The following is a 23,853-nucleotide window of genomic DNA, read 5'->3' as shown; positions in this document are numbered from 1 at the left end:
CCCCGCCTCGAGATGGACCGGCTCCACGCGCGCTATCCGTTCCTCGAGGCGGCCCGCGAGGCCGTCGCGACCGCGGACGTCTCGCTGCCCGTGCTGGTCGCGGAGGGAGCGCCGGCCGTGGCGCGCGGCCGCGAGCGGGTCGAGCGAGCGCTGACCGAGGGCACCGTCGAGAGCGAGACCCCGGACGCATACGGCGTCCAGGCCGAACTGCTCTCGTACCCGATCGCGCGGATCCTCGTGTCGCTCCTGGAGTCCGACGCCGCGATCGAGAAGTACGCGCGCGCGGAAGCCGCCACGGCGATCGACCGGCTCCTCGAGGACCTCGATCGGGACGACGAGCTTCGGTCCGTGGGAACCGTCGGAATCGAACTCGAGGACGTCCTCCGGGAGTTCGACCTCGAGGACGCCGTCCGACGAGAGGCCGGACGACGGACCGTCAACCCGGCCCGAGCGCGCTATCGGATCGACGTCGGCCCCTACCTCCGGCTCTCCTCGAGCGACTGGGGCGACCGCTGGCGGCTCGTCAACCGCGAGCTGGCCGACGGGTCGCTCCCGATCGACCGCGACGACCTCCTGCGGTGTCTCGAGGAGGCCGTCCGTGATCGGGTGCTCGAGGGGCTCCCCTTCGAGTTCGCCGACGACGACGAGCTGGCCGCGGAGCTGTCCGCCGAGGTCGAGGACCTGCGACGGCTGCTCTCCGAGCGCCCGCGCGTCGGCGCGATCGAGGTGGTCGCGCCGGACCTGTTCCCGCCGTGTATGCGAAACCTGATCGAGAAGGCCGAGCGGGGGACGGCACTTTCGGCCCCCGAGGAGTTCGCGCTCATGGCCTTCCTCACGGGGCTGGACATGTCGCCCGAGGAGGTCGTCGCGTTCTGTGCCGACACGAGCCTCGATGCGGAGGCCATCCGCTATCAGACGGAGTTCCTCCGCGACGAGACGGGGACGCAGTACCCGCCGCCGACCTGCGAGACGCTTTCGGCCTACGGGATCTGTCACAACGAGGAGGACCACTGGCAGATCGCGGGCGACCCGCTCGCCTACTACGAGCGACGGCTGGAGGCGGCCGACGACGTCGTCGGCTGGCGCGATCGGGCGGAGGCGACCGGGACGACCGGCGACGTCGACGCGGACGCGTGACTCGGGGAGAAAGCCGGTGAGACGGGCGGGACGGACCGAAGTAGGACTGGAGGGATCGGACCGACTCCGAACGTATCCCCAGTGAACGACGAACGCTTTCAGGAGCCGCCGTTGGCCCGGATCAGGTAGGCGCCGACGGCGGCCATCAACAGGACGAACCCGACGAGCAGTCCGACCAGCGCGATCGCGCCCTGGGGGGGCAGCGCGAACGACCCCTCGACCGGAAGGTCCGGGGTCTTGCCGTAGGTGAGGCCGATGTAGACGAGACCGGCGAAGAAGACGACGACGGCGGCGAGGGAGACGACGATCTGCCGACGAAGCTCCGCGTCGATGTCCATACCGCAAGTCGGAAGAGCGAGCCCAAAAGGACTTCGAAACGCCTCCCGACGGCGTCGCGGCGATTCAAAGACGGAGGCTGAGCCCCCGAGATCGACGGGTTTCGACAGGTCCCATCGACGCGCCATTTAAATACGCTCGGCGGCAAGTTCCACACGAACTGGGGGTGTATCCCCTCGGGTGATCGAATGACGAATAATCGGGATAAACGGGGCAATTCGAACGATACACGAAACGCTCCGAGAGGCGAACCTCCGTTTCCACAGGAATCGTTTGGCTCCCCGACGCGAGAGGCGAGTACCCGCACCAAGCGTGCCCGGACGGAGCCGATGACGATCCGGCCGACCCGGGACCGGCGGTACGTCGTCGAGACGACGGGCGGCACCTACGTCGTCTCGCTCTCCGCCGGCAGCTGTACGTGTCCGGACGCCGCGATCCGCGGCGTCCGGTGTAAACACCTGCGTCGGGTGGCCATGGAGGTGACGAGCGGCTCGGTTCCGGCACCGAACGAACGTGTCGGCGTCTGTGCGGTCTGTGGACGCGAGACGTTCGTGCCGGTCGGATCCGCTGGCGCACACCTCTGTGAGACCCATCTGTTCGAGCCGGGCGAGATCGCACGCGATCGCGAGACCGGAAAGCGACTCTTGGTGACCGCGGTCACGGCCGACCGTGCCGACGCCACGGAGACGGACGAGGGACGTCTGGTGAGCGAGTACCCCACGAACGCCGACTACGGGTCCCACGAGCCGGTCGTCGAGGCGGTCTACATCTCGGAGGCGGAGGCTCGCGGCGGGACCGAGAACGGTTCCTCGAGCGTGATCGAGCCGAGCGATCGCAAGCGCTACCGCTTTCCCGCCTCGCGGCTTCGACGTCCGCGAGGGGACGACGATCGCGCCGGTCCGCGTCGATCGGCCGACGACGCCGATTCGAACGCCGCCGGCGAGCGAATCGGAACCGACTCGAGTTCCGCCGGCGAGCGGGTCGACGCCTGACCGTAGGGCGGAACCGAACCGTTCGCCGTCCGGGAGCGAGTACCCTCCGTCCTACAGGTCGTCGAGCGTGACCCGCGTCGAGTCGCCGACGAACTCCGCGAAGTCGGTCCCGTCCGCGAGCGCGGTCTCCTTTTTCACCCGGTAGTTGCCGCCGTCGGTGGTGTAGAGGTCGCCGGGGTGAAAGAAGTACCAGTCCTCCCGGTCGAACCGGACGGCGATCCGGGCCTTCGCGCCGAAGTTCTGCGAGAAGAACAACAGCGCCTCGACCTCCTCGCCGGTGAGGTAGATCGGGTCGCCCGCGCTCGATTTCGCCTCGATCGCGTAGAACCGATCGCCGTTTCCAGCGAGCACGTCGGGCAGCTCGCGCTCGGTCGCGCTGCCGCTCGCCGGGGCGCGCATCACCGCGAACCCCGCCTCGTCGAGTGCGTTGACGAGCTCGCGCTCGCGGCGATCGCCCTTCCGGTTAGCGGACATCGATCGCCTCCGCGTGCTCCCGGAGGGCGGGGCGCTCCCGTATCTCGGTCATCGTGGAGGGTTGCAGGCTCGAGGATAAAAACGCGACGCTCGATCGGATTGTCGGGACGCAGTCCAGCGATCGGATCTACGTTCCGTGTTCCCAGCTGTCCATGTACTCGCGCTGTTCGGCCGAGAGCGCGTCGTACTCGACGCCCTCGGCGTCGAGTTTGATCTCGGCGACCTCCCGGTCGAGGTCGTCGGGGACGTCGTGGACGCCCGCCTCGTAGGCGTCGCCGTTCTCGACCAGCTCGCGCACGCAGACGGCCTGGATGCCGAAGCTCTGGTCCATCACCTCGACGGGATGGCCGAGCGCGAGCGGGGCCGCGAGGTTGACGAGTCGCCCCTCGGCGATCACGTTCAGCTCCCGGCCGTCGGGCATCTCGTAGGCCTCGACGCCGTCGCGCGCCTCGAAGCGGTCGACGGCGAGGTCGGCCAGCTCCTCGAGGTTCACCTCCACGTCGAAGTGGCCGGCGTTCGCGAGGAGGACGCCGTCCTGCATGCGCTCGAAGTGTTCTCCCGTGATCACGTCGCGGTTGCCGGTCGTCGTGATGAAGACGTCGCCCTTTGCCGCGGCCTCGTCCATCGGCATGACGTCGTAGCCCTCCATGTGGGCCTCGAGGGCGCGGCGCGGCTCGACCTCGGTGACGATCACGTTCGCGTTCTGGCCCGACGCCTTCTTCGCGACGCCCTTGCCGCAGTAGCCGTACCCGCCGACGACGACGTTCTTGCCCGCGAACGAGAGGTTCGTCGTCATCGCGATGGTGGCGAGCGAGGACTCGCCGGTGCCGTGGACGTTGTCGAACAGGCGCTTCATCGGGGTGTCGTTGACCGCGAAGACCGGGTACCGGAGTTCGCCGTCCGCGTCCATCGCGCGCAGGCGGTGAACGCCCGTGGTGGTCTCCTCGGCGCCGCCGATGACGGAGTCGATCAGCTCGGGGTACTCCTCGTGGACGAGTTTGACCATGTCCATCCCGTCGTCGACCGTGATCGTCGGGTCGTGGGCGACGACGGCGTGCATCGCGTCGTAGTAGGCGTCGTCGTCGACGCCGCGCACCGCGTACGAGGTGATGTTCTCGTGGGCGTCGAGGGCGGCCGAGACGTCGTCGTGGGTCGAAAGCGGGTTGCAGCCGGTGATGGCGACCTCCGCGCCGCCGTCGGCCAGCAGTTCGACGAGGTTCGCCGTCTTCGCCTCGACGTGCATCGCCATCGCGACGACCTCGCCCTCGAGCGGTCGATCGGCGAGGAAGGACTCGCGAAGCTCCGAGAGGATCGGCATGTGCTGTATCGCCCAGTCCATCTTTCGGCGGCCCTCCTCGCGGGCCGCCTCGGGGTCCGCGAGCTGCTCGGTTACGGACGGATACGGATCGCTCATGCCCGAGCGTTTCCCGCGGTGTTCAAAAACCCTACCGACACCGGTCCGGAGACGGTGCGACCGCTCGACGTAGGGGAACATCCGATCGACGTGGTGACGGCATCCGACCGACGTGGTGACGGCATCCGCTCGGCGGCGTCTCGGCTCGTCGTCGATGAAGAACCGGGCGACGGTGTGGGTGGGTGAGTGGAGGCGAACGAACCGACGGAGGGGACCGGAGATGTGGTGTGGTGAGTGGTGTGGTGAGTGATGTGGGTACGTCCGGTGTGGACGTTCCGGGAAACCCCCCATCGTGTGCCTTTGACCCGCGTCGCCCGCACTCGGTTCGAGGGGAGGGGAGAGAATAAATCCCCCTCGCCGTTTTGACCGTGTAAACCGTTTATGACCGTTTATACTGCCGGTTTGGCCGTAAACGATCGCCGTGGCGAACGGTCGAACGGAGCGATCTCCAGGGGCCGAACGGGGAGGCTCCCGAGGACGGGCCGACCGTCACTCCGCACGCGCGACGAGGTCGGCGGCGACCGACCCGGCCCGCTCCATCACCGCGTCGGCGTCGAGCGTGGTGACCTCCCGATCGCGCATGAGGACCGATCCGTCACAGACCGTGTGGCGCACGTCCGAACCCCTCACCGCGTACGCGAGGTGTGAGACCAGGTCGTGGGCGGGCGTGAGGTGCGGGGACTCCAGGTCGACGACGATCAGATCGGCCGCGGCGCCGGCCTCGATCCGGCCGCCGGGAACTCCGATCGCCTCGGCGCCACCGCTCGTCGCCATCTCGACGACCGCCGGCGCGGGGACGGCCGAGGCGTCCGCGGCGGCGAGCTTTCCGACCATCGCGGCGTCGCGCATCTCGTCGAAGAGGTCGAGGTCGTTGTTCGAGGCGGCGCCGTCGGTCCCGATCCCGACCGTCACCCCGGCCTCCCGCAGCCGCTGGACCGGCGCGATGCCCGAGGCGAGCTTCATGTTCGAGGCCGGACAGTGGACGACCGCGGTCCCACGCTCGGCCAGTCGGGCGATCTCCGAGTCGTCGAGGTGGACGCCGTGTGCGAGGAAGCTCGAGGGGCCGAGCACGCCCCGGTCGTCGGCATACTCGATGGGCCGGATCCCGCGTTCGGAGACGATCGGGTCGACCTCGCTTTCGGTCTCGTTGGCGTGGAGGTGGACCGGCAGGTCGTGGGCGGCGGCCAGGTCGGCGGCCTCCTCGAGGATGGACTCCTCGACGGTCGTCAGCGAGTGGGGCATCACGGCCGTGTGGATCCGACCGTCGGCGGCACCGTCGTAGGTCGTCGCGAACTCGACTCCGTCCTCCAGGTCGGCGCGGGCCTCCTCGTGGTCCTTCCCGACCGTGACGATGCCGCGGCCGAGACGCGCGCGGACGCCGGCGCGCTCGACCACGTCGGCCACGCGGTCCATCGCGAAGTACATGTCCGCGAAGGCGGTCGTTCCAGAGCGGATCATCTCGAGCACGCCCAGCTCGGCGCCCGCCTCGATGTCGTCGTCGGTGAGCTCCTCCTCCACCGGCCAGATGTCCTCGCGAAGCCACGCGTCGAGGGGCTTGTCGTCGGCGTAGCCGCGAAGGAGGGTCATCGAGACGTGGGTGTGGGCGTTCACGAGGCCGGGCATGACCAGCCCGCCCGAGGCGTCGAGGACCTCGTCCCCCTCGAGGTCGGGGCCGATCGCCTCGATCGTTCCCGCGTCGGCGTCGATCAACACGTCGTCGGTCGTCACGCGGCCGTCGGGGCGCAGCACCCGACCGTCGGTCACCGCAAGCGTGTGCATACGCGGGCCTCGAGCGTCCGGCGTCGTAACTCCACCGAAGCCGCGAGAGTCACATCGGATCGGGGGCGATCCCGCGGCTCGAGTGGGTAGCGATCCGACGGCCCGAACCGAGGGCGGTCCTCAGCGCTCCGCGCAGTACTCGACGAAGTTCCGGAGAATGCGAAGCCCCGTCTCCCCGCTCTTTTCGGGGTGGAACTGGGTGCCGAAGACGTTCCCCGCGTCGTTGGCGACGATCGCCGGGAACTCGACGCCGTGGTCGCTCGTGGCGACGACGGCGTTCGCGTCGTCGGGCTCGGCGTAATAGGAGTGGACGAAGTAGGCATATCGCCCGTCGATCCCCTCGGCGATCGGGTGGGATCGCTCCACGGAGAGGTCGTTCCACCCCATGTGGGGGACCTTCTCGTCGACGTCGAACCGGACGTTTCGTCCGGGGATCAGATCCAGGCCGCGGACCTCGCCCTGTCCGGCGTGATCGGCCTCCTCGCTCGAGGTGAGAAGCATCTGCATCCCGAGACAGATGCCGAAGAGCGGCCGGCCGGCCTCGGCGTGGTCGACGAGCGCCTCGCGGTAGGGGCCGGCGTTCTCCATCCCCTCGCGGAACGCGCCCACGCCGGGCAGGACGACGCCGTCGGCGTCGGCGAACGTCTCCGGGTCGTCTGAGATCGTCACCGACGCGCCCGCGCGTTCGAGCCCGCGCGTCGCGGACCGCAGGTTTCCGAGGCCGTAATCGACGATCACGACATCGGCCAGCACCTCGTCGGGTGGCTCGGGAATGCCCATACGCGTTCTGGGCGGGCCGCCGTCAAGTCGGTTTCCCTCCCGATCGCGGAGGCGGGCGGGTCCAGCGAACCGGGACGCTCCGGATGAGGGATCGGGGCGCTTCGATCGTCCTCAAAACTCCCCGAGTCGCGACTGGCCGTCCGGTCCGGACGAGGCGCCGGGTTCCCCGCCCCCGTTCCCGTCTCCGGCCTCGTCCGACCTTCCGGCTCCGATCCCGGCGATCCGGGCGGCCTCGCCGATCGCCTCGAAGAAGCCGTCGCGCTGGCTCCGGTCGTAAAGCGTCGCCGCGGGGTGGACGGACAACAGCACGCGCCGGGAGGCGCCGCCGATCCGCTCGTCGACCACGGAACCGGCCTCCGAGGTGATCGCCACCTCGCGCTCGAGGAGGTGCTGGCTGGGGACCTTCCCGAGGGTAACGATCAACTCGGGATCGAGGCGATCGATCTCGGCGTCCAGGTGTCCCCGGCAGTTCGACAGCTCCTCGGCGGAGGGATCACGGTTGTCGGGCGGACGACACCGCACGCAGTTCGTGATGCGGACGTCCGCACGGGCGATCCCCGCCTCCCGAAGCGCCTCGTCGAGAACGTCGCCGGACCGGCCGACGAACGGTTTCCCCTGCTCGTCCTCGTCGGCGCCCGGGGCCTCCCCGACGAAGGCGAGGGCGGCGTCGGTCGGCCCGGATCCGTTCACGATCCGCGAGCGCGACTCGACGAGCGCCGGACAGCGCGTGCACTCCTCGACGCACAGATCGTCGCCGAGCCCGCCGTTCGGAGCGCTCGAGCTGTCGTCCGGAGCGCTCGAGCCGCCGTCCGAAACGACCCTTCCCTCGTCGTGGACCATACCGATCCGGCGGCCGCGGGGGACAAAAAGCCGATCGGGTCGAGAAGCGATCGGGAGGGGGTTCGAACGCTCCCGTCATCCGGAATCGCCGGCGAACCGCCGGAACGCTCTGGCCGCCCGCTTTGCGACTCGAACCGGCTCGGGGCGGTCGGCGCCGTCGATCGTCAACCGCCGGACGATCTCCTCGGCCCGATCCGGTTCGACGCCGACGGCGCGCACGAAGCGATCCGGACCGTCCTCACTCGAGGAGGTCGACACCCGACGTCGCTCCGGAAGCGATCGATAGATCGACTGCCGTTCCCGGCCCTCCTCGCCGTCGAACGCCTCCCGGATCGCGGACTCGAGTCCCGGACTCGGTTCGTAGGAGACGGAGAGAACGGGTCGGTCGACGGCGCGGTGGACCGCACGGAGGTCGACGACGTTGAACCACGCGGGGGCGATCCCGGCGATCACGAGCCGGCGAACGTCCTCGCGATCGAGCGTTTCGAAGAGGTCGATCGTCGCCGCGGTCGCGTCGGTTCCGCCGACGGTGCAGGTAGCGCCGACCAGGTCGTCGACGCGACCGTCCGCGCGAACGAGCGCGCCGCCGAGCCGGCTGCGCTCGGGGCCGTCGCTGAACGCGATCCCGAGCGAGCGGCTACCGGGTTTCACTCCCCGTGGTCCTTGATGTCCTGGAGCCGATCCAACAGCTCGTCGTTGGACGCGCCGATCTCGTATTCCACCCGTCCCTGGTGGTCGTTCTCGGCGGTGCGGACCCCGTCGTCGTCCTCGAAGTCGGCGTCCAGGTCCTGATTCTCCTGTTCGGATTCATCGTAGCTCCCGAAGCCCATACGTGTGAATATTGTCGATCGAACGTCAAAAAACTACTGCCGGAACGGGCCGCGAACCCCCGGCTCACCCGCCGTCGCTGATCGAGGCGAACCGGAAGTCCGCCGAGCGATCCTCGAACCGCGAGAGTGCGAAGGGATCGCCGGGGAACGGCGGATCGGTTCCCTCGATCCGGTGTCGGATCAGCGTCGCGGCGACGGGCGCGGTCATGATCCCCCGACCGTGAAAGCCCGTTGCGACGGCCAGCCCGTCCGGTCCCGCCGCCGGCCGGTCGACGATCGGTCGGGTGTCCGGCGTCGCGGCGTCGACGCCGGCCCAGTCGTCGACGATCCGGACGGGATCGGGGTCCGCGAGCAGGCCGGAACCGATCTCCGAGGCGTGCTCGCGGAACGCCCCGTCGGCCGATCGGCTCGCCGCCGCGGGATCGTCGACCGCGGCGGAACGGCCACCGACGAGCAGTTCGTCCTCGCCCATCGGCCGGAAGTAGACGTCGGGACCGGGAAGCCACCCCATCGAGACGTCCCGACCGCGAAGCGCCGGCGAGCGGATCACCACGCACTGGGTCCGATAGGGGCGGATCGGTATCGGGAGGTCGGGCGCGAGCAATTCCCGGGTTCGCCAACCCGCCGCGGCGACGACGGTCGAACAGTCGATGGCTCCGTGATCGGTTTCGACGCCGATCACGGAACCGGAATCGGCTCCGCCATCGGTTCCGCCCACGGGTTCGGTTCCATCCCCGCCATTATCCCCTTCCCCGTCGACGCGGATCCCGGTGACGGTCACTCCCGTCTCGACGCGTGCCCCCGACTCCTCGGCGTCGGCGCGCAGGGCGTCCGCGAGTTCGGCGGGATCGAGGTAGCCGGCGTTCGCGAACCGAACCGCGCCGGCGTACCCGGACATGTCCAGGGCGGGCCACCGCCGCTCGACCGCGTCGGGCGACTCGAATGCGACGTCCAGCCCGCCGTTTGCGACCTCGTTTCGGAGCCGGTCGACGCGCGCCCTCGCCGCCTCCTCGCGGTCCGGCGAGACGGGCTCGACGCTCGGCGCCTCGACGTACTCGATGGCGCCCGTCGCGTCGTACCGATCGAAGAACGCGTTCGCGTGGGCCGCGATCCCGGGGTAGTCCGGATACGACGGCGACATCGTCACCTCGCCGGCGGCACGCCCCGTGGCGCCCGCGGCGATCCGATCGCGCTCGAGGAGGAGGACCCGCCGGTCGACGGCGAGTTCACGGGCGATCGCACAGCCGATGACGCCGCCGCCGACCACGACGACTTCGGGCGATACGTCCCGCGCGAGCCGTCGTTCGCTCACTCGACGTCGATCCGGTGGCCGCCGTCGTCGGCGACCCGCTTCGAGAACTCGATCGTCAACACGCCGTTGTTGTAGGTCGCCGACGCCGAGTCCTCCTCGACGTCGGCAGGCAGGCGGACCCGACGGGAGACCGACCGCTCGCGCCGCTCGCGTCGGTGGTACTGGACGTCGTCCTCGTCGCGCTCGTCGGCGTACTCCTCGGACCGCTCGGCCGCGATCGTGAGGGTTCGATCCGAGAGGGTGACGTCTATCCCCTCGCGGTCGTATCCGGGGAGGTCCGCGGTCACCGTCACCGTCTCGTCGGTCTCGGCGACGTCGACGCTGAATCCGCCGCCGAGTCCGGTCTCGATGTCGCCGCCGATCTGCTCGAACTCGCGGCTCATGCGGTCGAAGAGCTGTTCGATCTCCTCGAAGGGGTCCCGTCGTGGCATGGGTACCGATAGGTCCGCGATCGACTTGAACGTTGTCGGGACGGGGGCGATCGCGTGGCGTGTGTCGTCCCGGGCTACGATGTGTCGTCTCGATTCACACGACGTGCGTCGTATCGTAGGACCCGAGCACGCGCACCCAGCCGTTCTCCGCGATCCCCTCGAGCGTCTCGAGTGCGGCCTGGGTCCGCGGCTCGTAGAGTCCGGCCTCGATGTCGAAGTGGAACAGGTAGTCGCCGAGGCGGTTGCCGCTCGGACGCGATTCGACCCGCGAGAGGTTGACGTCGCGGTCGGCGAACGCCTCGAGCATCTCCAGGAGGAGCCCGGGGTAGTTGGCGTCCGGATAGACGATCAGGGTCGTCTTGCCGCCCGCCCTCGAGCGCTCCGTGGCCGGCGCGATGACGAGGAACCGCGTCGCGTTCGAGGACCGGTCCTGGATGTCCTCCGCGAGGACGCGGAGGGTCGTCCCCTCGCCGTCGATCGGCTCGGCGTTGTCGGGGTGGCCGATCCCGGCGACGCTGGCGTCCGAGCGCGCGCGCTCGACGCCGCGTGCCGTCGAGGCGACCGCCTCCTGGTCGACGTCGGGGTACTCGCGCTCGAGGTAGGTCCGACACTGCGCGAGCGCCTGCGAGTGGCTTGCGACCACGTCGAAGTCCTCGGCCTGCGCGAGCAGGGCGTGTCGGATCGGGGTGACGATCTCCTCGACGACGGCGACCTCCTCGTCCGCGAGGGCGTCGAGGCTCTCCGTCACCGACCCCTCGATGCTGTTCTCGATTGGCACGACGCCGCGGTCGAACTCCCCCGAGGAGACCGACTCGACGATCGCCGTGACCGACTCGCGAAACGCCACGTCATCGGCGACGGCCCGGGCGGCCCGGTGTGAGTAGGTGCCGGCGGGGCCGAGCGTGACAACGTTCATCGTCCGCGATTGCCGGCCGGCGCCCAAAAGCGTGCCGGAGGCGCGCGCTCGTCGCCCTCGACGACGAACCTTTATAAATCAATACGTCGACGTGTACACCGTTGATGACCGATCCGAAGGACACGATCACCATCGAGAACGTCGTCGCGTCGACGGGGATCGGCCAGGAGCTGGACCTCGAGAGCGTGGCGATGGATCTGGCGGGCGCCGACTACGACCCCGAACAGTTCCCCGGACTCGTCTATCGCACGAAATCCCCGAAGTCGGCCGCGCTCATCTTCCGGTCGGGGAAGATCGTCTGTACGGGCGCGAACTCCACGGACGCGGTCCACGAGAGCCTGAACATGGTCTTCGACGAGCTTCGAGCCCTCGAGATCCCGGTCGAGGAGGACCCGGAGATCACGGTTCAAAACATCGTTACCTCCGCGGACCTCGGCGAGGACCTCAACCTCAACGCGATCGCGATCGGGCTGGGACTCGAACACATCGAGTACGAGCCCGAGCAGTTCCCCGGACTCGTCTATCGCCTCGACGACCCGGACGTCGTCGCCCTCCTCTTCGGCTCGGGCAAGCTCGTCATCACCGGCGGGAAGGAGCCCGCCGACGCGGCCGCCGCCGTCGACGTCATCGTCGAGCGTCTCGAGGAACTCGGACTGCTTTGAGCGACCACGAGTGCGTCGCCTGCCTCCCGTCGGACCCACGACGCTTTAGCCCTCGACGGACAACGCGTACGTGATGCTCCTCCAGTCGGGGTCCGGCTCCATCGCGGTTCTCTTTACGATCGTGTTCTTCGCGTTCGGGCTGTCGGTCACGGCACACCTCGCCGCCAGAAACGTCCTCGGGGACGTCGACCCGAAGCGGGCCCTCCTCGTCGGCCCGCTTCCGGCGGTCGTCGGCGTCGTCGGCGGGGCGTTCTCGCTTCCGGCCGCGCTTTCGGTCCCGGTCGCGATCCTGCTGGACGCGGCCGCCATTCACCGCGCCTACGGTCAGCCGCCGCGGGGCACCGCGCTCATCACGTTCATCCACTTCGTGATCACGGTGTTGGTGACCGTGGTCGTCGTCGGCGTGGCGATCCTGATCGCCAGCCGGCCGACGTGACCGACTCGACCGCCGAACCCGCAGCGGGGCACTGATCGAACCCCGCACCCCGGGTGTAGGTTTATACTGCTTGACGCGCCACGTTCGTCCATGCGTCCCCTCTCGCGGGCCCGGACCGTCGTCTGGAACGACGACGAACGGCGCCTACGCCTCCCGATCCGGCTGGTCCTCACGGTCGTGGTCTTCGGCCTCCTCGCGGGCGCGACCATGCTGGGTATCGGCGCGCTCGGCGTGTCGCTCCCGGAGGGCGCGACGGCGCTCGCGCTCACCGGCCTCGGAAGCCTCGCGATCGTGACCGTCGGCTGTGCTGTCGTCGCTCGAACGATCGACCGGAGGCGGTTCGACGACTACGGGCTCCGGATCGACCGCGAGTGGTGGATCGACTGCGGGTTCGGACTCGCGCTCGGCGCCCTCCTTCAGGCGGCGATCTTCCTCGTCGGGTGGGCCGCCGGCTGGTACGTCCCGAGCGGCACGTTCGTCTCGACGGGGGGCTTCGCGGGCGCGTTCGCGGGCGTTCTCGCTCTGTTCCTCGCGGTCGGGATCTACGAGGAGCTGTTGATCCGCGGCTGGCTCCTCTCGAACCTCGCGGAGGGACTGCGATTCGCCGGGGACCGCCTCGCCGTCGGCGTCGCCGTGGCCGTCTCCTCGGGCGTCTTCGGCGTCCTCCATGCGACGAACCCGAACGCGACGGCCCTCTCGACGGCGATCATCGGCCTGGCCGGCGTGTTCCTCGCGCTCGGCTACGTCCTCACCGGCGAGCTCGCGATCCCGATCGGGATACACGTCACGTGGAACTTCGCGCAGGGGGCGGTCTTCGGGTTCAGCGTCTCGGGGATCTCGATCCCCGCGACCGTGATCGAGACGCAGGTGGTCGGCCCCGCGGTCCTCTCGGGCGGGCGGTTCGGCCCCGAGGGCGGGGTGCTCGGGCTCTGTGGCATCCTCGTCGGCTGTGTGGCGATCGCGTGGTGGGTCGATCGCCGGACCGGGGGGCTCCGGATCCATCCGTCCGTGCTGGCGCCCGATACGGTGACCGACGCGAGCGGCTCCGGGACCGACGCCGATCCGAACGCGGAAGCGTGAGGATGTCGCCTCGGAAGGCGCCCCGAGCTACTCCACGAGCCGCTCGATCTCCGTGACGAGGATCCCGGTCGCGCCGACCGCCTTGAGGTCGGTGATCGTCGAGAAGACGTCGCCCTCGTCGACGACGGCGTGGACGGCGACCATCCCGTCGCCGTTCTCGTCGGCCTCGACGTCCATCACGGTCGGCCCGCCGAGTCCGGGCAGGACGTCCTTGACGTCTGGCAGCTTCGCCGTCGGCGCGTTCATCATCAGGTAGCGTTTGTCCTCGGCCGCGAGCACGGACTCGAGCGCGGTCATCACCTCCCGTACCTTCCCGTCCTCGACCACGTCGGAACGGGCGAACAGCCGCACCGAGGACTCGAGCACCTCGTCGATCACCGCGAGGCGGTTGACCTTCAGGGTGGTCCCCGTCGAGGTGATGTCGACGATCGCGTCGGCCATCTCGACGTGTGGGGTCAGTTCGGTGGCTCCGGTGACGGTGACGATCTCGGCGTCAACGCCGACCGTCTCGAAGTACGACCGGGTGATTCCCGGGAACTCGGTGGCGACGGTCCGTCCCTCGAGGTCGGCCACCGATCCGATCTCGCCGTCCTCGGGCGCCGCGAGAACGAGCCGGCAGGTTCCGTATCCGAGATCGAGGAGGTCGACGAGGGGCGTGTCCTCCGTGCCGCCCGCTCCGTCACCGTCTGTGTCCTCCTCCGACTCGCCCGTCGAGCCGGCGGCCGCGGCGCGTTCGACGACCGCTCCGGACTCCACGGCCTGGTCGAGGCCCGTGATCCCCAGATCGGCCGCGCCGTCGCGGACGTACTCCGGGATGTCCGCCGCGCGCGCAAAGAGGATGGAGACGTCCGGATCGACGGTGTCGGCGTACAGCTGTCTGTCGGCCGTCCGTTCGAGGTGGAGACCGGCGCGTTCCAACAGCTCGATCGTCGGCTCGTGGAGACGCCCCTTGTTGGGCACGGCGATTCGCATACCGGGACATCGCGGGGCGGGTGGAAACAGTTTTCGTCCGCCGCCGATCGCCTCACTCGTCGCCGGATCGGTCGTCGTCGTCCACGCTTCGCTCGCCACCACGCTCGACGGTTACCACGTGAACGTCGTCGGGATCGAACCCGACCGTCACGTCCCCCGCGATCGGATCCCGGGTTCGCGCGAGGAGTTCCCGGCCGTTCCACGCGAGGTGGACCCGGGTCGTCTCCCCGAGGAACTCGGCGCTCTCCGCGGTCGCTTTGAGTCGGTTGTCGGGCGCGTCGTGGATCGTTCCGTCCGCGTCGATCCGCAGCGCCTCCGGCCTCACGCAGACGGTGACCCGATCCCCGGAGCGGATCGATCGGCGTCCGGGATCCACGCGGACGGTCTCGCCGCCGATCTCGACCGGAACCGAAGGGGTTTCGGCAGGGTCGCTCGACCGGAGCGCGGTCCCCGAGAACACGTTGTTGTCGCCGACGAACTCGGCCACGAAGCGCGTCTCCGGCCGCCGATAGACGGCCTGGGGCGTGTTGACCTGTTCGAGGTGTCCCCCGTTCATGACCGCCACGCGGTCTGAGATCGCGAGCGCCTCCTCCTGGTCGTGGGTCACGTAGATGGTGGTGATGTCGAGCTCGCGCTGGATCGACCGCACCTGGAGCCGGAGGCGCTCGCGGAGCTTCGCGTCGAGGGCGCTCATCGGCTCGTCGAGAAGCAGGACGTCGGGCCCCGGCGCCAGGGCGCGGGCGAGCGCGACGCGCTGTCGTTGACCGCCCGAGAGTTCGTCGGGGTCCCGATCGGTCGCCTCCGGGAGATCGACCAGATCGAGCAGCTCCGCGACGCGTTCGGTCTCGGAGACGTCACCCGGCGGGTCGGAGAACCGAAGCCCGTAGGCCACGTTCTCGCCGACGGTCATGTGCGGAAACAGCGCGTAGTTCTGGAGGACGACGCCAACCTCGCGCTCCTCGGGCGGGACGCCCGACACGTCCCGGTCGCCGAACCGAACCGTACCGGCCGACGGCTCCTCGAAGCCCGCGATCAGCCGGAGCGTGGTCGTCTTCCCGCAGCCGGAGGGGCCGACGAGCGTGAAGAACTCGCCGCGAGGGACCCGTATCGACACCTCGTCGACGGCGGTCGTGTCGCCGTACCGACGCGAGACGGCCTCCAGTTCGACGGCGATCGGCGGGGAACTCTCAGATCCCACCGCCGTCACCCCCGAGCCGGTCGATCACGAGGAAGCTGGCGGCGGTGACGAACAGGAGAACGACGCCCATCGCGGTCGCGGGGCCGAGCCGCCGGCCGATGAACCGCTCCATCGCGACCGGCATCGTGTACTGGTCGGTCCCGGTCGCGAGCACGACGGTGGCCGAGAACTCGCCGACGGAGATCGCGAACGCGAACGCCGCGCCCGCGACGATCCCCGGCCAGACGAGGGGGAGTTCGACGTCCACGAGCGCGCGGATCCGGGAGGCCCCGAGCGCCCGTGCGGACTCGACGAGCGAGCGGTCGAGCGACTCGAGGCCGGGTGCGACGGTCCGAACCACGAACGGGTAGCCGGCCACGGCGTGTGCGGCGACGATCGCGACGGCGCCGCCGACGGCGATCCGCGTCCCGGCGACCTCCGCTCCGAAGACGAGCCCGCGGAGCAGCCCGAGCCCGACGACGATCCCGGAGACCGCGAGCGGCGCCATCGCCACGGCGTCGACGACCTTTCGGCCGCGGTACCCGCGGGTGCTGGAGACGGCGACGATCACGCCCATCGGCAACGCGACCGCGAGGGCGGCGAGCCCGAAGAGGAGCGAGTTTCGGATCGCGTCCCACGGCCGCACCTGAAACGCCGCCCCGGTCCGCTGCCGCTCGAGGAGGAACCGGTAGTGGTCGAGCGTGATCCCGCCGGGGTCGGTCACGCTGGCGAGGAGCATGCTCGCGATCGGCGCGAGGAAGACGATCCCGGCGAGCAGGACGTAGATTCCGAGTCCGGACCGGAGGAGGAGTTCCCTCGCCGAGCCGGTCGGCGGTCGGAGTGGGCGACGCGGAAGCGGGCGGATGCCCCGCGATCGGACCGTGTGTGCCGCCTCGTACCGGAGGTAGGCGTAGAGGATCGAAAGCGAGATGCCCAACTCGAGGAGCGCGAGCGCGGCGGCCTCCGTGTACTCGAGGTCGCGGACGAGCCGGTAGACGAACACCTCGACGGTCGCGAGCTCGAACCCCCCGAGCGCGAGCACGATGGGGAAGCTTCCGAACGTGAACACGAAGGCCAGCGCGGCCCCCGACAGCACCGCCGGATACAGCTGCGGCGCGACCACGTCGAGGAAGGCGCGGAAGGGGCTCGCACCGAGGCTTCTCGCGGTCTCGACCGCGCTCGCGTCGACCGACTCCCAGGCCGCGGTGGTGACGCGGGCGACGAGGGGCGCGTTGTAGAACGCGTGGGCGATCACGATGGCCTCGAGCGTGTAGAGCAGCTCGAGGCGGGGCAGTCCCACGGCGGCAAGCGCGGCGTTCAGCGTCCCCGTTCGCCCGAACGTGGCGACGAACCCCGTCGCGACCATGATCGACGGAAGCACGAAGGGGAGGATGGTGACGGAACGCAGCGCGCGTCGTCCGGGAAACTCGAAGCGGGCCAGCAGGTAGGCCCCCGGAAGCCCGAGCGCGACGCTCGCGCTCGTCGAGAGCGCGGCCTGATAGGCGGTGAACCCGACGATCCCGAGGTGTCGATCGGGTCCGAGGAGATCCCGGGCGGCCGCGACCGGGGACTCGCCCGTGAGGACCCGAGCGAGGTCCCCGAAGTAGAACGGATCGCGGAGGATCTCGAGGAACGCCGACGCCGTGACCCTCCCGTCGACGACGAGCGCCTCGACGAACACGGTCGCGACGGGGTAGTAGAACACGACGAGGAGAACGAGGACCGTGACCGCGGCGAGGACCGCGATCGCTCGCCGCTCGAGGCCGGCACGAACGCGGGCGAACGCAGTACGGAACCGCTCCAAACCGGCGTCGAACGACCCGTTTTCGTCGCGGGGTCGCTCATCGCGCGATCGGCCGCGGTCGGATCGGTCGCTCACCGTGGGCCCTCCCGATCTTCGGGGGCCGACGCGTCAGTTGCCACCGGCGAACTGGCGTTCCCAGGCGTCGACCCAGCCATCGAGCGACCCTTGTAGCTCCTCGTAGGTGAAGGTGACCGGTTCCGGCGGCTCCTTGGCGAGGTCGGCGTAGTCGTCGGGCAACTCGGCGTCGTCGGTCGCCGGGAACTGGACGTTTCGCTGGGCGATCTGGCCCTGCACCGCCGGGCGCAGGACGAAGGACATGAACTGCCTGGCGAGGTCGGGATCGGCGGCCTCCGAAAAGACCGCCATCCCCTCGGGGTTCGCGTAGCCCTGGTCGTTCAAAAACCGGATCTGGTGTTCATCGAGGTCGGCGCCGCTGTCGGCGGCGAACACCTGGTCCGTGGAGTAGGAGACGACCATCGGCGCCTCGCCGCCCGTCCAGGCGTCGTAGGCGTCGCTCCAGGAGCCGAGCACCCGCACGTCGTTCGCCTGGAGGTCCGCCCAGAAATCGAGGTAGTCGTACTCGCCCTCGTCGCCGAACTCGTGGACCGTGTGCAACAGGAACGCCCGGCCCGTGTCGCCGGAGGGCGTCTGGGCGATCAGGTCGCCGCGGTGTTCCTCCTCGAGGAGCCCCTCGAACGTCTCCGGCGCCTCGGTCTCGGTGCCGTCGTAGACCAGGCTGATGTAGCCCGTGTCGTATGGGATCGCCCGATCCGCGGGATCGAACTCGAGGCCCGACTTGACGGCTTCCGTCCCCTCGACGTCGCCCGCCTCGGCGAACAGATCGCCGTCGACGTTCTCGTCCACGCGGACCAGGTCGTCGGGGTTCACCCCGAGATAGAGGTCGGCCTCGACGTCGACGCCGGCGTTGTGCCGTTCGATGTAGTAGTTGAGGTCGTTCGGCGGCGTCTGCCAGACCAGCTCGGCGTCGAACTCCGACTCGAAGGCCTCCTTGAGCCACGCGCCCGGGCTCGTCGAGGGGGCGTCGATGAAGGCGCTGTAGGTCCCCACGACGAGGGTCCGCTCCCCGGGCGTCGAGGGCGTCCCGGTCACGTTTCCGTTCCCGCCGGCGTCGGGCGGCCGCTCCGTTTCGTCGGTCGATCCGTTTCCGTCCTCCGGGTCGGAACCCGAACACCCCGCGAGCCCCGCCGTCGCGGCGCCCGCGGCGGCCAGAAACGCGCGACGATCGAGGACGTCGCCGGCTCCGTGTTCGGCACGGCGGTCGGTCATTACCCGGTTGTTTCCGTCGGTGATACATAAACCGCGTGGCTCGGATCGGCGACGCTGAACGGGTGTGGTGTCGGGTTTCGGGTCGATCCTCGGCTGCGGAGTCTCGAGGCGACGCTTCGACGTCGGGTTTCCGACCGACACGGCTATCCGTCCCGCCCGCGAACCGAAGCGACGATGTCGGAGTCAACACGACGCGAGCTGCTCGCGGGCGCCGCGGCGGTCGGAACCGTGGGGCTCGCGGGCTGTCTGGGGGGACGCGACGGCGAGGTACCGCCGCCGGAGGTGACCGACGACCGCATCGAGGACTGGGAGCTCGTCGACGAGTCGAGCAGCACCATCCTCGAGGAGGAGGTCGGTCCGGTCACGGTCACCGCGCTCGAACACACGCGCGCATACGAACACCGTGGGGTCGCGGAGGCCGCCGCCGAGACGTTCGACTCGGACGGCTCGCCGGTCGTGTTCTTCGCCACGCGGGTCGACCTGCGGCCCGCGATCGACCAGCTCCCGCTCGGCGTCGGCCGGGACCGGGTGATGTCGCAGGTGGTGACGGCCGCGGACCAGGCGTTCCGTAGCCAGCTGTCGAGCGCCGGCCTCGAGGACGTCGAGCGGACGAACGAGGGGACCATGGACATCGCGACCGGCCACGAGGCGACCGCCTACACCTACCGCGGGTCGTTCGCCGCGACCTCGACGATCGACACCGGCTTCGGCGGAACGGAGGAGATCTCCGGAACCATCCAGATGGAGGGACGCCTCGCGGTCTGGCACGACGGGACCGACGTCCTGATCGCCGGCGGCGCCTATCCGGTCGAACGGATGACGGCCGCGATCGACGAGGGGCTCCCCGAGGGAGCGCCCGACGCGGAGGAGCTCGTCGACTCGGAGGCGCTTTCGGCCGACCCGGCGACATACGAGGAGGACGTCGAGGCGCTCATCGTCTCCGTGGAGTAGGCGACGACGGTCGCCGACTCCGGCGAGTAATCGTCGTCGGTTGCCGGCCGTCCGGCGTGGGGTCATCGCCGCCGATCCTTATTACCCCTCGGCACCCAGGGAGGGACGATGCCACAGCGACGGCACGTCCTGGGCGGGCTATTCGTGCTCGTTACGGCCGTGGCCATGGCCCTCCTGTGGACGGTCGCGGCGACCGTCTTCTTCGCCATCACCGTCGCGTACGTGCTCTCGCCGGTCCGTCGATGGGTCCGCCGACACGGCGCCTCGCGGCGGATCGCCTCGTTCGTTGCGACCATCGTCGGGTTCGTCGGCACCCTCCTCCTTTTCGCGCCCATCGGAGTCGTGTTGTTCCTCCGACTTGACGCCGTGATCGCGTTTCTCAACGAGGCGCCGGAGACCATTCCCATCGAGATCGGCGGCTGGTCGACGACCCTCGTCACCCAGGACGTGATCGCCGAGGCGGGCGACTGGCTCGTCGACGTGGCGACCGCGATCGCCGCCCAGATGCCCGTGTTGTTGATCAAGTTCGCGCTGTTCAGCTTCGTGGTCTACTCGATGCTTTACTACGAACAGCGAACGCGAAAGGCGCTCATCGCGCTCGTCCCGCCCTCCTACCGCGGGCTGGCCGACGCCCTCCACCGCCGCGCACGGCGAACCCTCTACGGGATCTACGTCGTCCAGGCGGCGACGGGCGTCGGGACGTTCCTTATCGCGATTCCGGTCCTCGTCGCCTTCGGGTACCCCTCGCCCGTCGCGCTCGCGGCGGTCGCCGGGATCCTCCAGTTCATCCCCGTGTTGGGCCCGAGCGTACTGATCGTGGCCCTGGCCGGCACCCACGTCGTGGCCGGCGAGCCGATCCTGGCGGTCGCGATCCTCGTGATCGGCGGACTCGTGATCGGCTGGGTTCCGGATCTGGTGATCCGCACGCGGCTCGCCGCCGAGACGGCGGACCTCGCGGCGAGCCTCTATTTCATCGGCTTCGTCGGCGGCGTGCTCACGGTCGGACCAATCGGGGTGATCGCCGGACCGCTCGTCGTCGCGCTCGTCTCCGAGCTCGCCGCCCAGCTCTCCGAGGAGTTCAATCGGCTCCCCGTGAGCGAGCGATCGTGACTCGGATCCGGCGTCGCTGAGTGCGCTGCACGCGGGAACCATCCGGGACGAGCTGATCGGGAGCCGACCGCCAACCGACGGGTATTCCCGCGCGCGCGAGCAACCGAGGGGTATACGATGAGCAAGGAATACATCGAGGTCCGGGGTGCCGAGGAGCACAACCTCTCGGACCTCGACGTCCGGATCCCGCGCGAGGAGTTCACGGTCGTCACCGGGCTCTCCGGGTCGGGCAAGTCGTCCCTGGCCTTCGAGACGGTCTACGCCGAGGGCCAGAGACGTTACATCGAGTCGCTTTCGGCGTACGCCCGGAACTTCCTCGGCCAGATGGACAAACCCCAGGTCGAGAGCGTCGAGGGGCTCTCGCCGGCGATCTCGATCGACCAGAAGAACGCCGCCAACAACCCCCGATCGACGGTCGGAACGGTCACGGAGCTCCACGACTACCTCCGCCTGCTGTACGCCCGCATCGGAAACCCGCACTGTCCCGAATGCGGCCACGAGGTCGGCGAGCAGTCCGCCCAGCAGATGGTCCGTCGGATCATGGAGCTTCCGGAGGGGACGAAAGCGGAGATCGCGGCGCCGGTCGTCCGCGACCAGAAGGGCGCCTTCGAGGACCTGTTCGAGGATCTCACCTCGCGGGGATACGCCCGCGTCGAGGTCGACGACGAGCGGTACGACCTCTCGTTCGACGACCCCGAGCTCGACGAGAACTACGATCACACGATCGACGTGATCGTCGACCGGATCGAGGTCTCCGAGGACGAACGTTCGCGGATCACCGACTCGGTCGAGACCGCCCTCGAGGAGGCCGGCGGCGTCCTCAAGGTGATCGTCCCCGATCCCCCCGCCGGTGCGGCCGACGATCTCGGCGGGTCGACGGCACGCTCGACGGGTGACCTGGCGGGAACGGCCGACGATGAGAAGTCGGACGACGACCCGGCGAACGGGGAGTCGAACGGCGCCGACCGGCTCGTCGTCGAGTTCTCCGAGGACCTCGCGTGCAGCCGCTGTCACATCGACTTCTCGGAGATCGAGACCCGGTCGTTCTCGTTCAACTCGCCCCACGGCGCCTGTCCCGAGTGTGAGGGGATCGGATCGACGAAGGAGGTCGACGAGGACCTCGTCGTCGAGGATCCCTCGAAGCCGATCAAGGACGTCTTCGAGGCGTGGTCGTACAACCGGTCGTACTACCGCACCCGGATCGACTCGGTCACGGCGCACTTCGGCGTCTCGGTCGAGACGCCCTTCGAGGATCTCGATCCGGACGTCCGCGAGCAGTTCCTCTACGGCACCGACGAGCAGGTCGTCTTCGAGCGGAAAACGAAGAACGGCGTTCGACGCAAGGAGAAGCGGTTCGAGGGCGTCATCCCGAACCTCCAGCGACGACACGTCGAAACCGAGTCGCAGTCGACCCGCGAGCACATCGAGGACTACATGGCCGTGACGACCTGTCCGGCCTGCGAGGGAACGCGCTTGAAGCCGCAGTCGCGCTCCGTGCTCGTCGACGACACGCCGATCACGGCGGTCAATCGGATGTCGATCGGCGAGGCCCGCGAGCACTTCGAGGGGATGGAGGCGACCCTCTCCGAGCGCGACCGGACCATCGCCGAGGAGATCCTCAAGGAGATCCGCGCCCGCCTCGGCTTCATGGAGGAGGTCGGCCTGGAGTACCTCACCCTCGACCGGGAGGCGTCGACCCTCTCGGGCGGCGAGAGCCAGCGGATCCGGCTCGCGACCCAGGTGGGATCGGGGCTGGTCGGCGTCCTGTACGTCCTCGACGAGCCGTCGATCGGGCTCCACCAGCGCGACAACGACCGGCTGTTGAACACCCTCGAGGGGCTTCGCGACCTGGGCAACACCCTGCTCGTGGTCGAACACGACGAGGAGACGATGCGCCGGGCGGACTCGATCATCGACATGGGACCCGGCCCGGGCAAGCGCGGCGGCGAGGTCGTCGCACAGGGCGACTTCGAGGCCATCTGCGAGGCGGAGGAGTCGGTCACCGGCGACTACCTGTCGGGGCGAAAGGCGGTTCCCGTCCCGGACGATCGACGCGAGCGCGACGGCGAGATCGTCGTCCGCGGCGCGCGCCAGCACAACCTCGACGACGTGGACGTCTCGCTCCCCCTCGGCGTCTTCACGGCGATCACGGGCGTCTCGGGCTCCGGCAAGTCCACCCTGATGCACGACGTCCTCTACAAGGGACTCGCCCGCGAGATGAACGACAACACCTCCGTCGATCCGGGCGACCACGACGCCATCGAGGGGATCGAGGAGATCGAGACGGTCCGGCTCATCGACCAGTCGCCGATCGGCCGTACGCCCCGCTCGAACCCCGCGACGTACACGAACGTCTTCGACGACATCCGCGAGCTGTTCGCGGAGACGAAGCTCGCGAACCGGCGCGGCTACGAGAAGGGTCGATTCTCCTTCAACGTCAAGGGCGGCCGGTGTGAGGAGTGCGGCGGGCAGGGCACGGTCACCATCGAGATGAACTTCCTCTCGGACGTCCACGTCCCCTGCGAGGAGTGCGGCGGCGACCGATACAACGACGAGACGCTGGAGGTGACCTACCGGGGCAAGACCATCGCCGACGTCCTCGAGATGAGCGTCGCGGAGGCCCACGAGTTCTTCGAGAGCCACGACGGCATCCGACGGCGCCTGCAGCTGCTTCGCGACGTCGGGCTCGGATACATGCGGCTCGGACAGCCCTCGACGACGCTTTCGGGCGGCGAGGCCCAGCGGGTCAAGCTGGCCGAGGAGCTCGGCAAGCGGGACGCCGGCGACACGCTCTACCTCCTCGACGAGCCGACGACCGGGCTCCACAAGGAGGACGAGCGCAAGCTGATCGACGTCCTCCACCGGCTCGTCGACAACGGAAACAGCGTCGTCGTCATCGAACACGAACTCGACCTCGTGAAGAACGCGGACCACGTGATCGACCTCGGACCGGAGGGCGGAGACGGCGGCGGGGAGCTCGTCGCGGCCGGCACTCCGGAGGCAGTCGCCGGGACCGAGGACTCACACACCGGCCGATACCTCCGTGACATGCTGCCCGCGGTCGACGCCGAGGGGCCCCGAAGCGACCGGCGAAAGCCGGCGACGGCGGACGACGACTGATCGCGATCGGAGT

General features: G+C 69.4%; 23 protein-coding genes. 8 read left to right on the top strand and 15 right to left on the bottom strand.

Features of this window, described 5'->3' with window-relative positions; genetic code table 11:
* Positions 1-12: 12 nt before the first annotated feature.
* Entirely contained in the window at positions 13-1,137 is a 1,125-nt protein-coding gene (locus ACZ5YD_RS09390; RefSeq protein WP_379742833.1) for a DNA primase, read from the top strand.
* Between the two features lie 98 nt (positions 1,138-1,235).
* On the opposite strand, the gene ACZ5YD_RS09385 is transcribed toward ACZ5YD_RS09390, so the two are convergent.
* Positions 1,236-1,475 (bottom strand): DUF7472 family protein, encoded by a 240-nt coding sequence (locus ACZ5YD_RS09385; RefSeq protein WP_379742830.1) that lies wholly within the window; start codon positions 1,473-1,475, stop codon positions 1,236-1,238.
* 327 nt (positions 1,476-1,802) lie between these two features.
* On the opposite strand from ACZ5YD_RS09385, the gene ACZ5YD_RS09380 reads away from it, so the two are divergent.
* The gene (locus ACZ5YD_RS09380) at positions 1,803-2,465 is read left to right on the top strand and encodes an SWIM zinc finger family protein (protein WP_379742827.1); all 663 of its coding nucleotides are present in this window, start codon (positions 1,803-1,805) and stop codon (positions 2,463-2,465) included.
* Positions 2,466-2,516: 51 nt separating this feature from the next.
* Here ACZ5YD_RS09380 and hjc read toward each other — a convergent pair whose 3' ends face one another.
* The 10 genes from hjc to pheA form a co-directional block, all read right to left on the bottom strand.
* Positions 2,517-2,939: a Holliday junction resolvase Hjc gene (gene hjc, locus ACZ5YD_RS09375; RefSeq protein ID WP_379742824.1), complete on the bottom strand. Its 423-nt coding sequence runs from the start codon at positions 2,937-2,939 to the stop codon at positions 2,517-2,519.
* A gap of 127 nt (positions 2,940-3,066) precedes the next feature.
* The gene (locus tag ACZ5YD_RS09370; RefSeq protein WP_379742821.1) at positions 3,067-4,353 is read right to left on the bottom strand and encodes an adenosylhomocysteinase; all 1,287 of its coding nucleotides are present in this window, start codon (positions 4,351-4,353) and stop codon (positions 3,067-3,069) included.
* A 489-nt stretch (positions 4,354-4,842) separates the two neighbouring features.
* Positions 4,843-6,132 carry an amidohydrolase gene (locus ACZ5YD_RS09365; RefSeq protein WP_379742818.1) on the bottom strand — a complete coding sequence of 430 codons (1,290 nt, stop codon included), beginning with the start codon at positions 6,130-6,132 and terminating at the stop codon, positions 4,843-4,845.
* Positions 6,133-6,252: 120 nt separating this feature from the next.
* Entirely contained in the window at positions 6,253-6,912 is a 660-nt protein-coding gene (gene hisH, locus ACZ5YD_RS09360; RefSeq protein ID WP_379742815.1) for an imidazole glycerol phosphate synthase subunit HisH, read from the bottom strand.
* Positions 6,913-7,023: 111 nt separating this feature from the next.
* On the bottom strand, positions 7,024-7,752 hold the full coding sequence (locus ACZ5YD_RS09355) for a uracil-DNA glycosylase (RefSeq protein ID WP_379742812.1): 729 nt from the start codon (positions 7,750-7,752) through the stop codon (positions 7,024-7,026).
* A 75-nt stretch (positions 7,753-7,827) separates the two neighbouring features.
* Positions 7,828-8,403: an endonuclease dU gene (locus ACZ5YD_RS09350; RefSeq protein WP_379742809.1), complete on the bottom strand. Its 576-nt coding sequence runs from the start codon at positions 8,401-8,403 to the stop codon at positions 7,828-7,830.
* Positions 8,400-8,582 carry a DUF5786 family protein gene (locus ACZ5YD_RS09345; protein ID WP_379742806.1) on the bottom strand — a complete coding sequence of 61 codons (183 nt, stop codon included), beginning with the start codon at positions 8,580-8,582 and terminating at the stop codon, positions 8,400-8,402. Before ACZ5YD_RS09345 ends, ACZ5YD_RS09350 begins: the two co-directional genes overlap by 4 nt.
* Before the next feature lie 64 nt (positions 8,583-8,646).
* A complete protein-coding gene (locus ACZ5YD_RS09340) occupies positions 8,647-9,894 on the bottom strand; it encodes an NAD(P)/FAD-dependent oxidoreductase (RefSeq protein WP_379742803.1) in 1,248 nt (415 codons plus the stop codon).
* A complete protein-coding gene (locus ACZ5YD_RS09335; RefSeq protein ID WP_379742800.1) occupies positions 9,891-10,325 on the bottom strand; it encodes an Hsp20/alpha crystallin family protein in 435 nt (144 codons plus the stop codon). The genes ACZ5YD_RS09340 and ACZ5YD_RS09335 overlap by 4 nt, the downstream gene beginning before the upstream one ends.
* A gap of 94 nt (positions 10,326-10,419) precedes the next feature.
* Positions 10,420-11,241, bottom strand: a complete 822-nt coding sequence (gene pheA, locus ACZ5YD_RS09330; protein WP_379742798.1) for a prephenate dehydratase — start codon at positions 11,239-11,241, stop codon at positions 10,420-10,422.
* A 104-nt stretch (positions 11,242-11,345) separates the two neighbouring features.
* Here pheA and ACZ5YD_RS09325 point away from each other — a divergent pair, with 104 nt between their 5' ends.
* The 3 genes from ACZ5YD_RS09325 to ACZ5YD_RS09315 all read left to right on the top strand — a co-directional run bounded on the left by ACZ5YD_RS09325 (position 11,346) and on the right by ACZ5YD_RS09315 (position 13,419).
* Entirely contained in the window at positions 11,346-11,903 is a 558-nt protein-coding gene (locus ACZ5YD_RS09325) for a TATA-box-binding protein (protein ID WP_379742795.1), read from the top strand.
* Positions 11,904-11,976: 73 nt separating this feature from the next.
* Positions 11,977-12,339, top strand: a complete 363-nt coding sequence (locus ACZ5YD_RS09320; RefSeq protein WP_379742792.1) for a DUF7473 family protein — start codon at positions 11,977-11,979, stop codon at positions 12,337-12,339.
* A 90-nt stretch (positions 12,340-12,429) separates the two neighbouring features.
* The gene (locus ACZ5YD_RS09315; protein ID WP_379742789.1) at positions 12,430-13,419 is read left to right on the top strand and encodes a CPBP family intramembrane glutamic endopeptidase; all 990 of its coding nucleotides are present in this window, start codon (positions 12,430-12,432) and stop codon (positions 13,417-13,419) included.
* A 27-nt stretch (positions 13,420-13,446) separates the two neighbouring features.
* On the opposite strand, the gene hisG is transcribed toward ACZ5YD_RS09315, so the two are convergent.
* The 4 genes from hisG to ACZ5YD_RS09295 all read right to left on the bottom strand — a co-directional run bounded on the left by hisG (position 13,447) and on the right by ACZ5YD_RS09295 (position 18,659).
* The gene (hisG, locus tag ACZ5YD_RS09310; protein ID WP_379742786.1) at positions 13,447-14,391 is read right to left on the bottom strand and encodes an ATP phosphoribosyltransferase; all 945 of its coding nucleotides are present in this window, start codon (positions 14,389-14,391) and stop codon (positions 13,447-13,449) included.
* Positions 14,392-14,443: 52 nt separating this feature from the next.
* Complete coding sequence (locus ACZ5YD_RS09305) at positions 14,444-15,589, bottom strand: ABC transporter ATP-binding protein (protein WP_379742783.1); 1,146 nt, start codon at positions 15,587-15,589, stop codon at positions 14,444-14,446.
* On the bottom strand, positions 15,579-17,372 hold the full coding sequence (locus ACZ5YD_RS09300; protein ID WP_379743071.1) for an ABC transporter permease: 1,794 nt from the start codon (positions 17,370-17,372) through the stop codon (positions 15,579-15,581). Before ACZ5YD_RS09300 ends, ACZ5YD_RS09305 begins: the two co-directional genes overlap by 11 nt.
* A 108-nt stretch (positions 17,373-17,480) precedes the next feature.
* A complete protein-coding gene (locus ACZ5YD_RS09295; RefSeq protein WP_379742780.1) occupies positions 17,481-18,659 on the bottom strand; it encodes a thiamine ABC transporter substrate-binding protein in 1,179 nt (392 codons plus the stop codon).
* A 174-nt stretch (positions 18,660-18,833) separates the two neighbouring features.
* Between ACZ5YD_RS09295 and ACZ5YD_RS09290 the strand changes: the two genes are divergently transcribed.
* From ACZ5YD_RS09290 to uvrA, 3 genes are all read left to right on the top strand, one after another.
* On the top strand, positions 18,834-19,610 hold the full coding sequence (locus tag ACZ5YD_RS09290; protein ID WP_379742777.1) for a DUF6517 family protein: 777 nt from the start codon (positions 18,834-18,836) through the stop codon (positions 19,608-19,610).
* Positions 19,611-19,718: 108 nt separating this feature from the next.
* Positions 19,719-20,720: an AI-2E family transporter gene (locus ACZ5YD_RS09285; protein WP_379742774.1), complete on the top strand. Its 1,002-nt coding sequence runs from the start codon at positions 19,719-19,721 to the stop codon at positions 20,718-20,720.
* Between the two features lie 117 nt (positions 20,721-20,837).
* The gene (gene uvrA / locus ACZ5YD_RS09280; protein WP_379742771.1) at positions 20,838-23,840 is read left to right on the top strand and encodes an excinuclease ABC subunit UvrA; all 3,003 of its coding nucleotides are present in this window, start codon (positions 20,838-20,840) and stop codon (positions 23,838-23,840) included.
* Positions 23,841-23,853 lie beyond the last annotated feature (13 nt).

Source organism: Halopenitus salinus (assembly GCF_055397165.1).
Note: the sequence above shows the minus strand (reverse complement) of the source record. Positions and strands in the feature narration are given on the sequence as shown.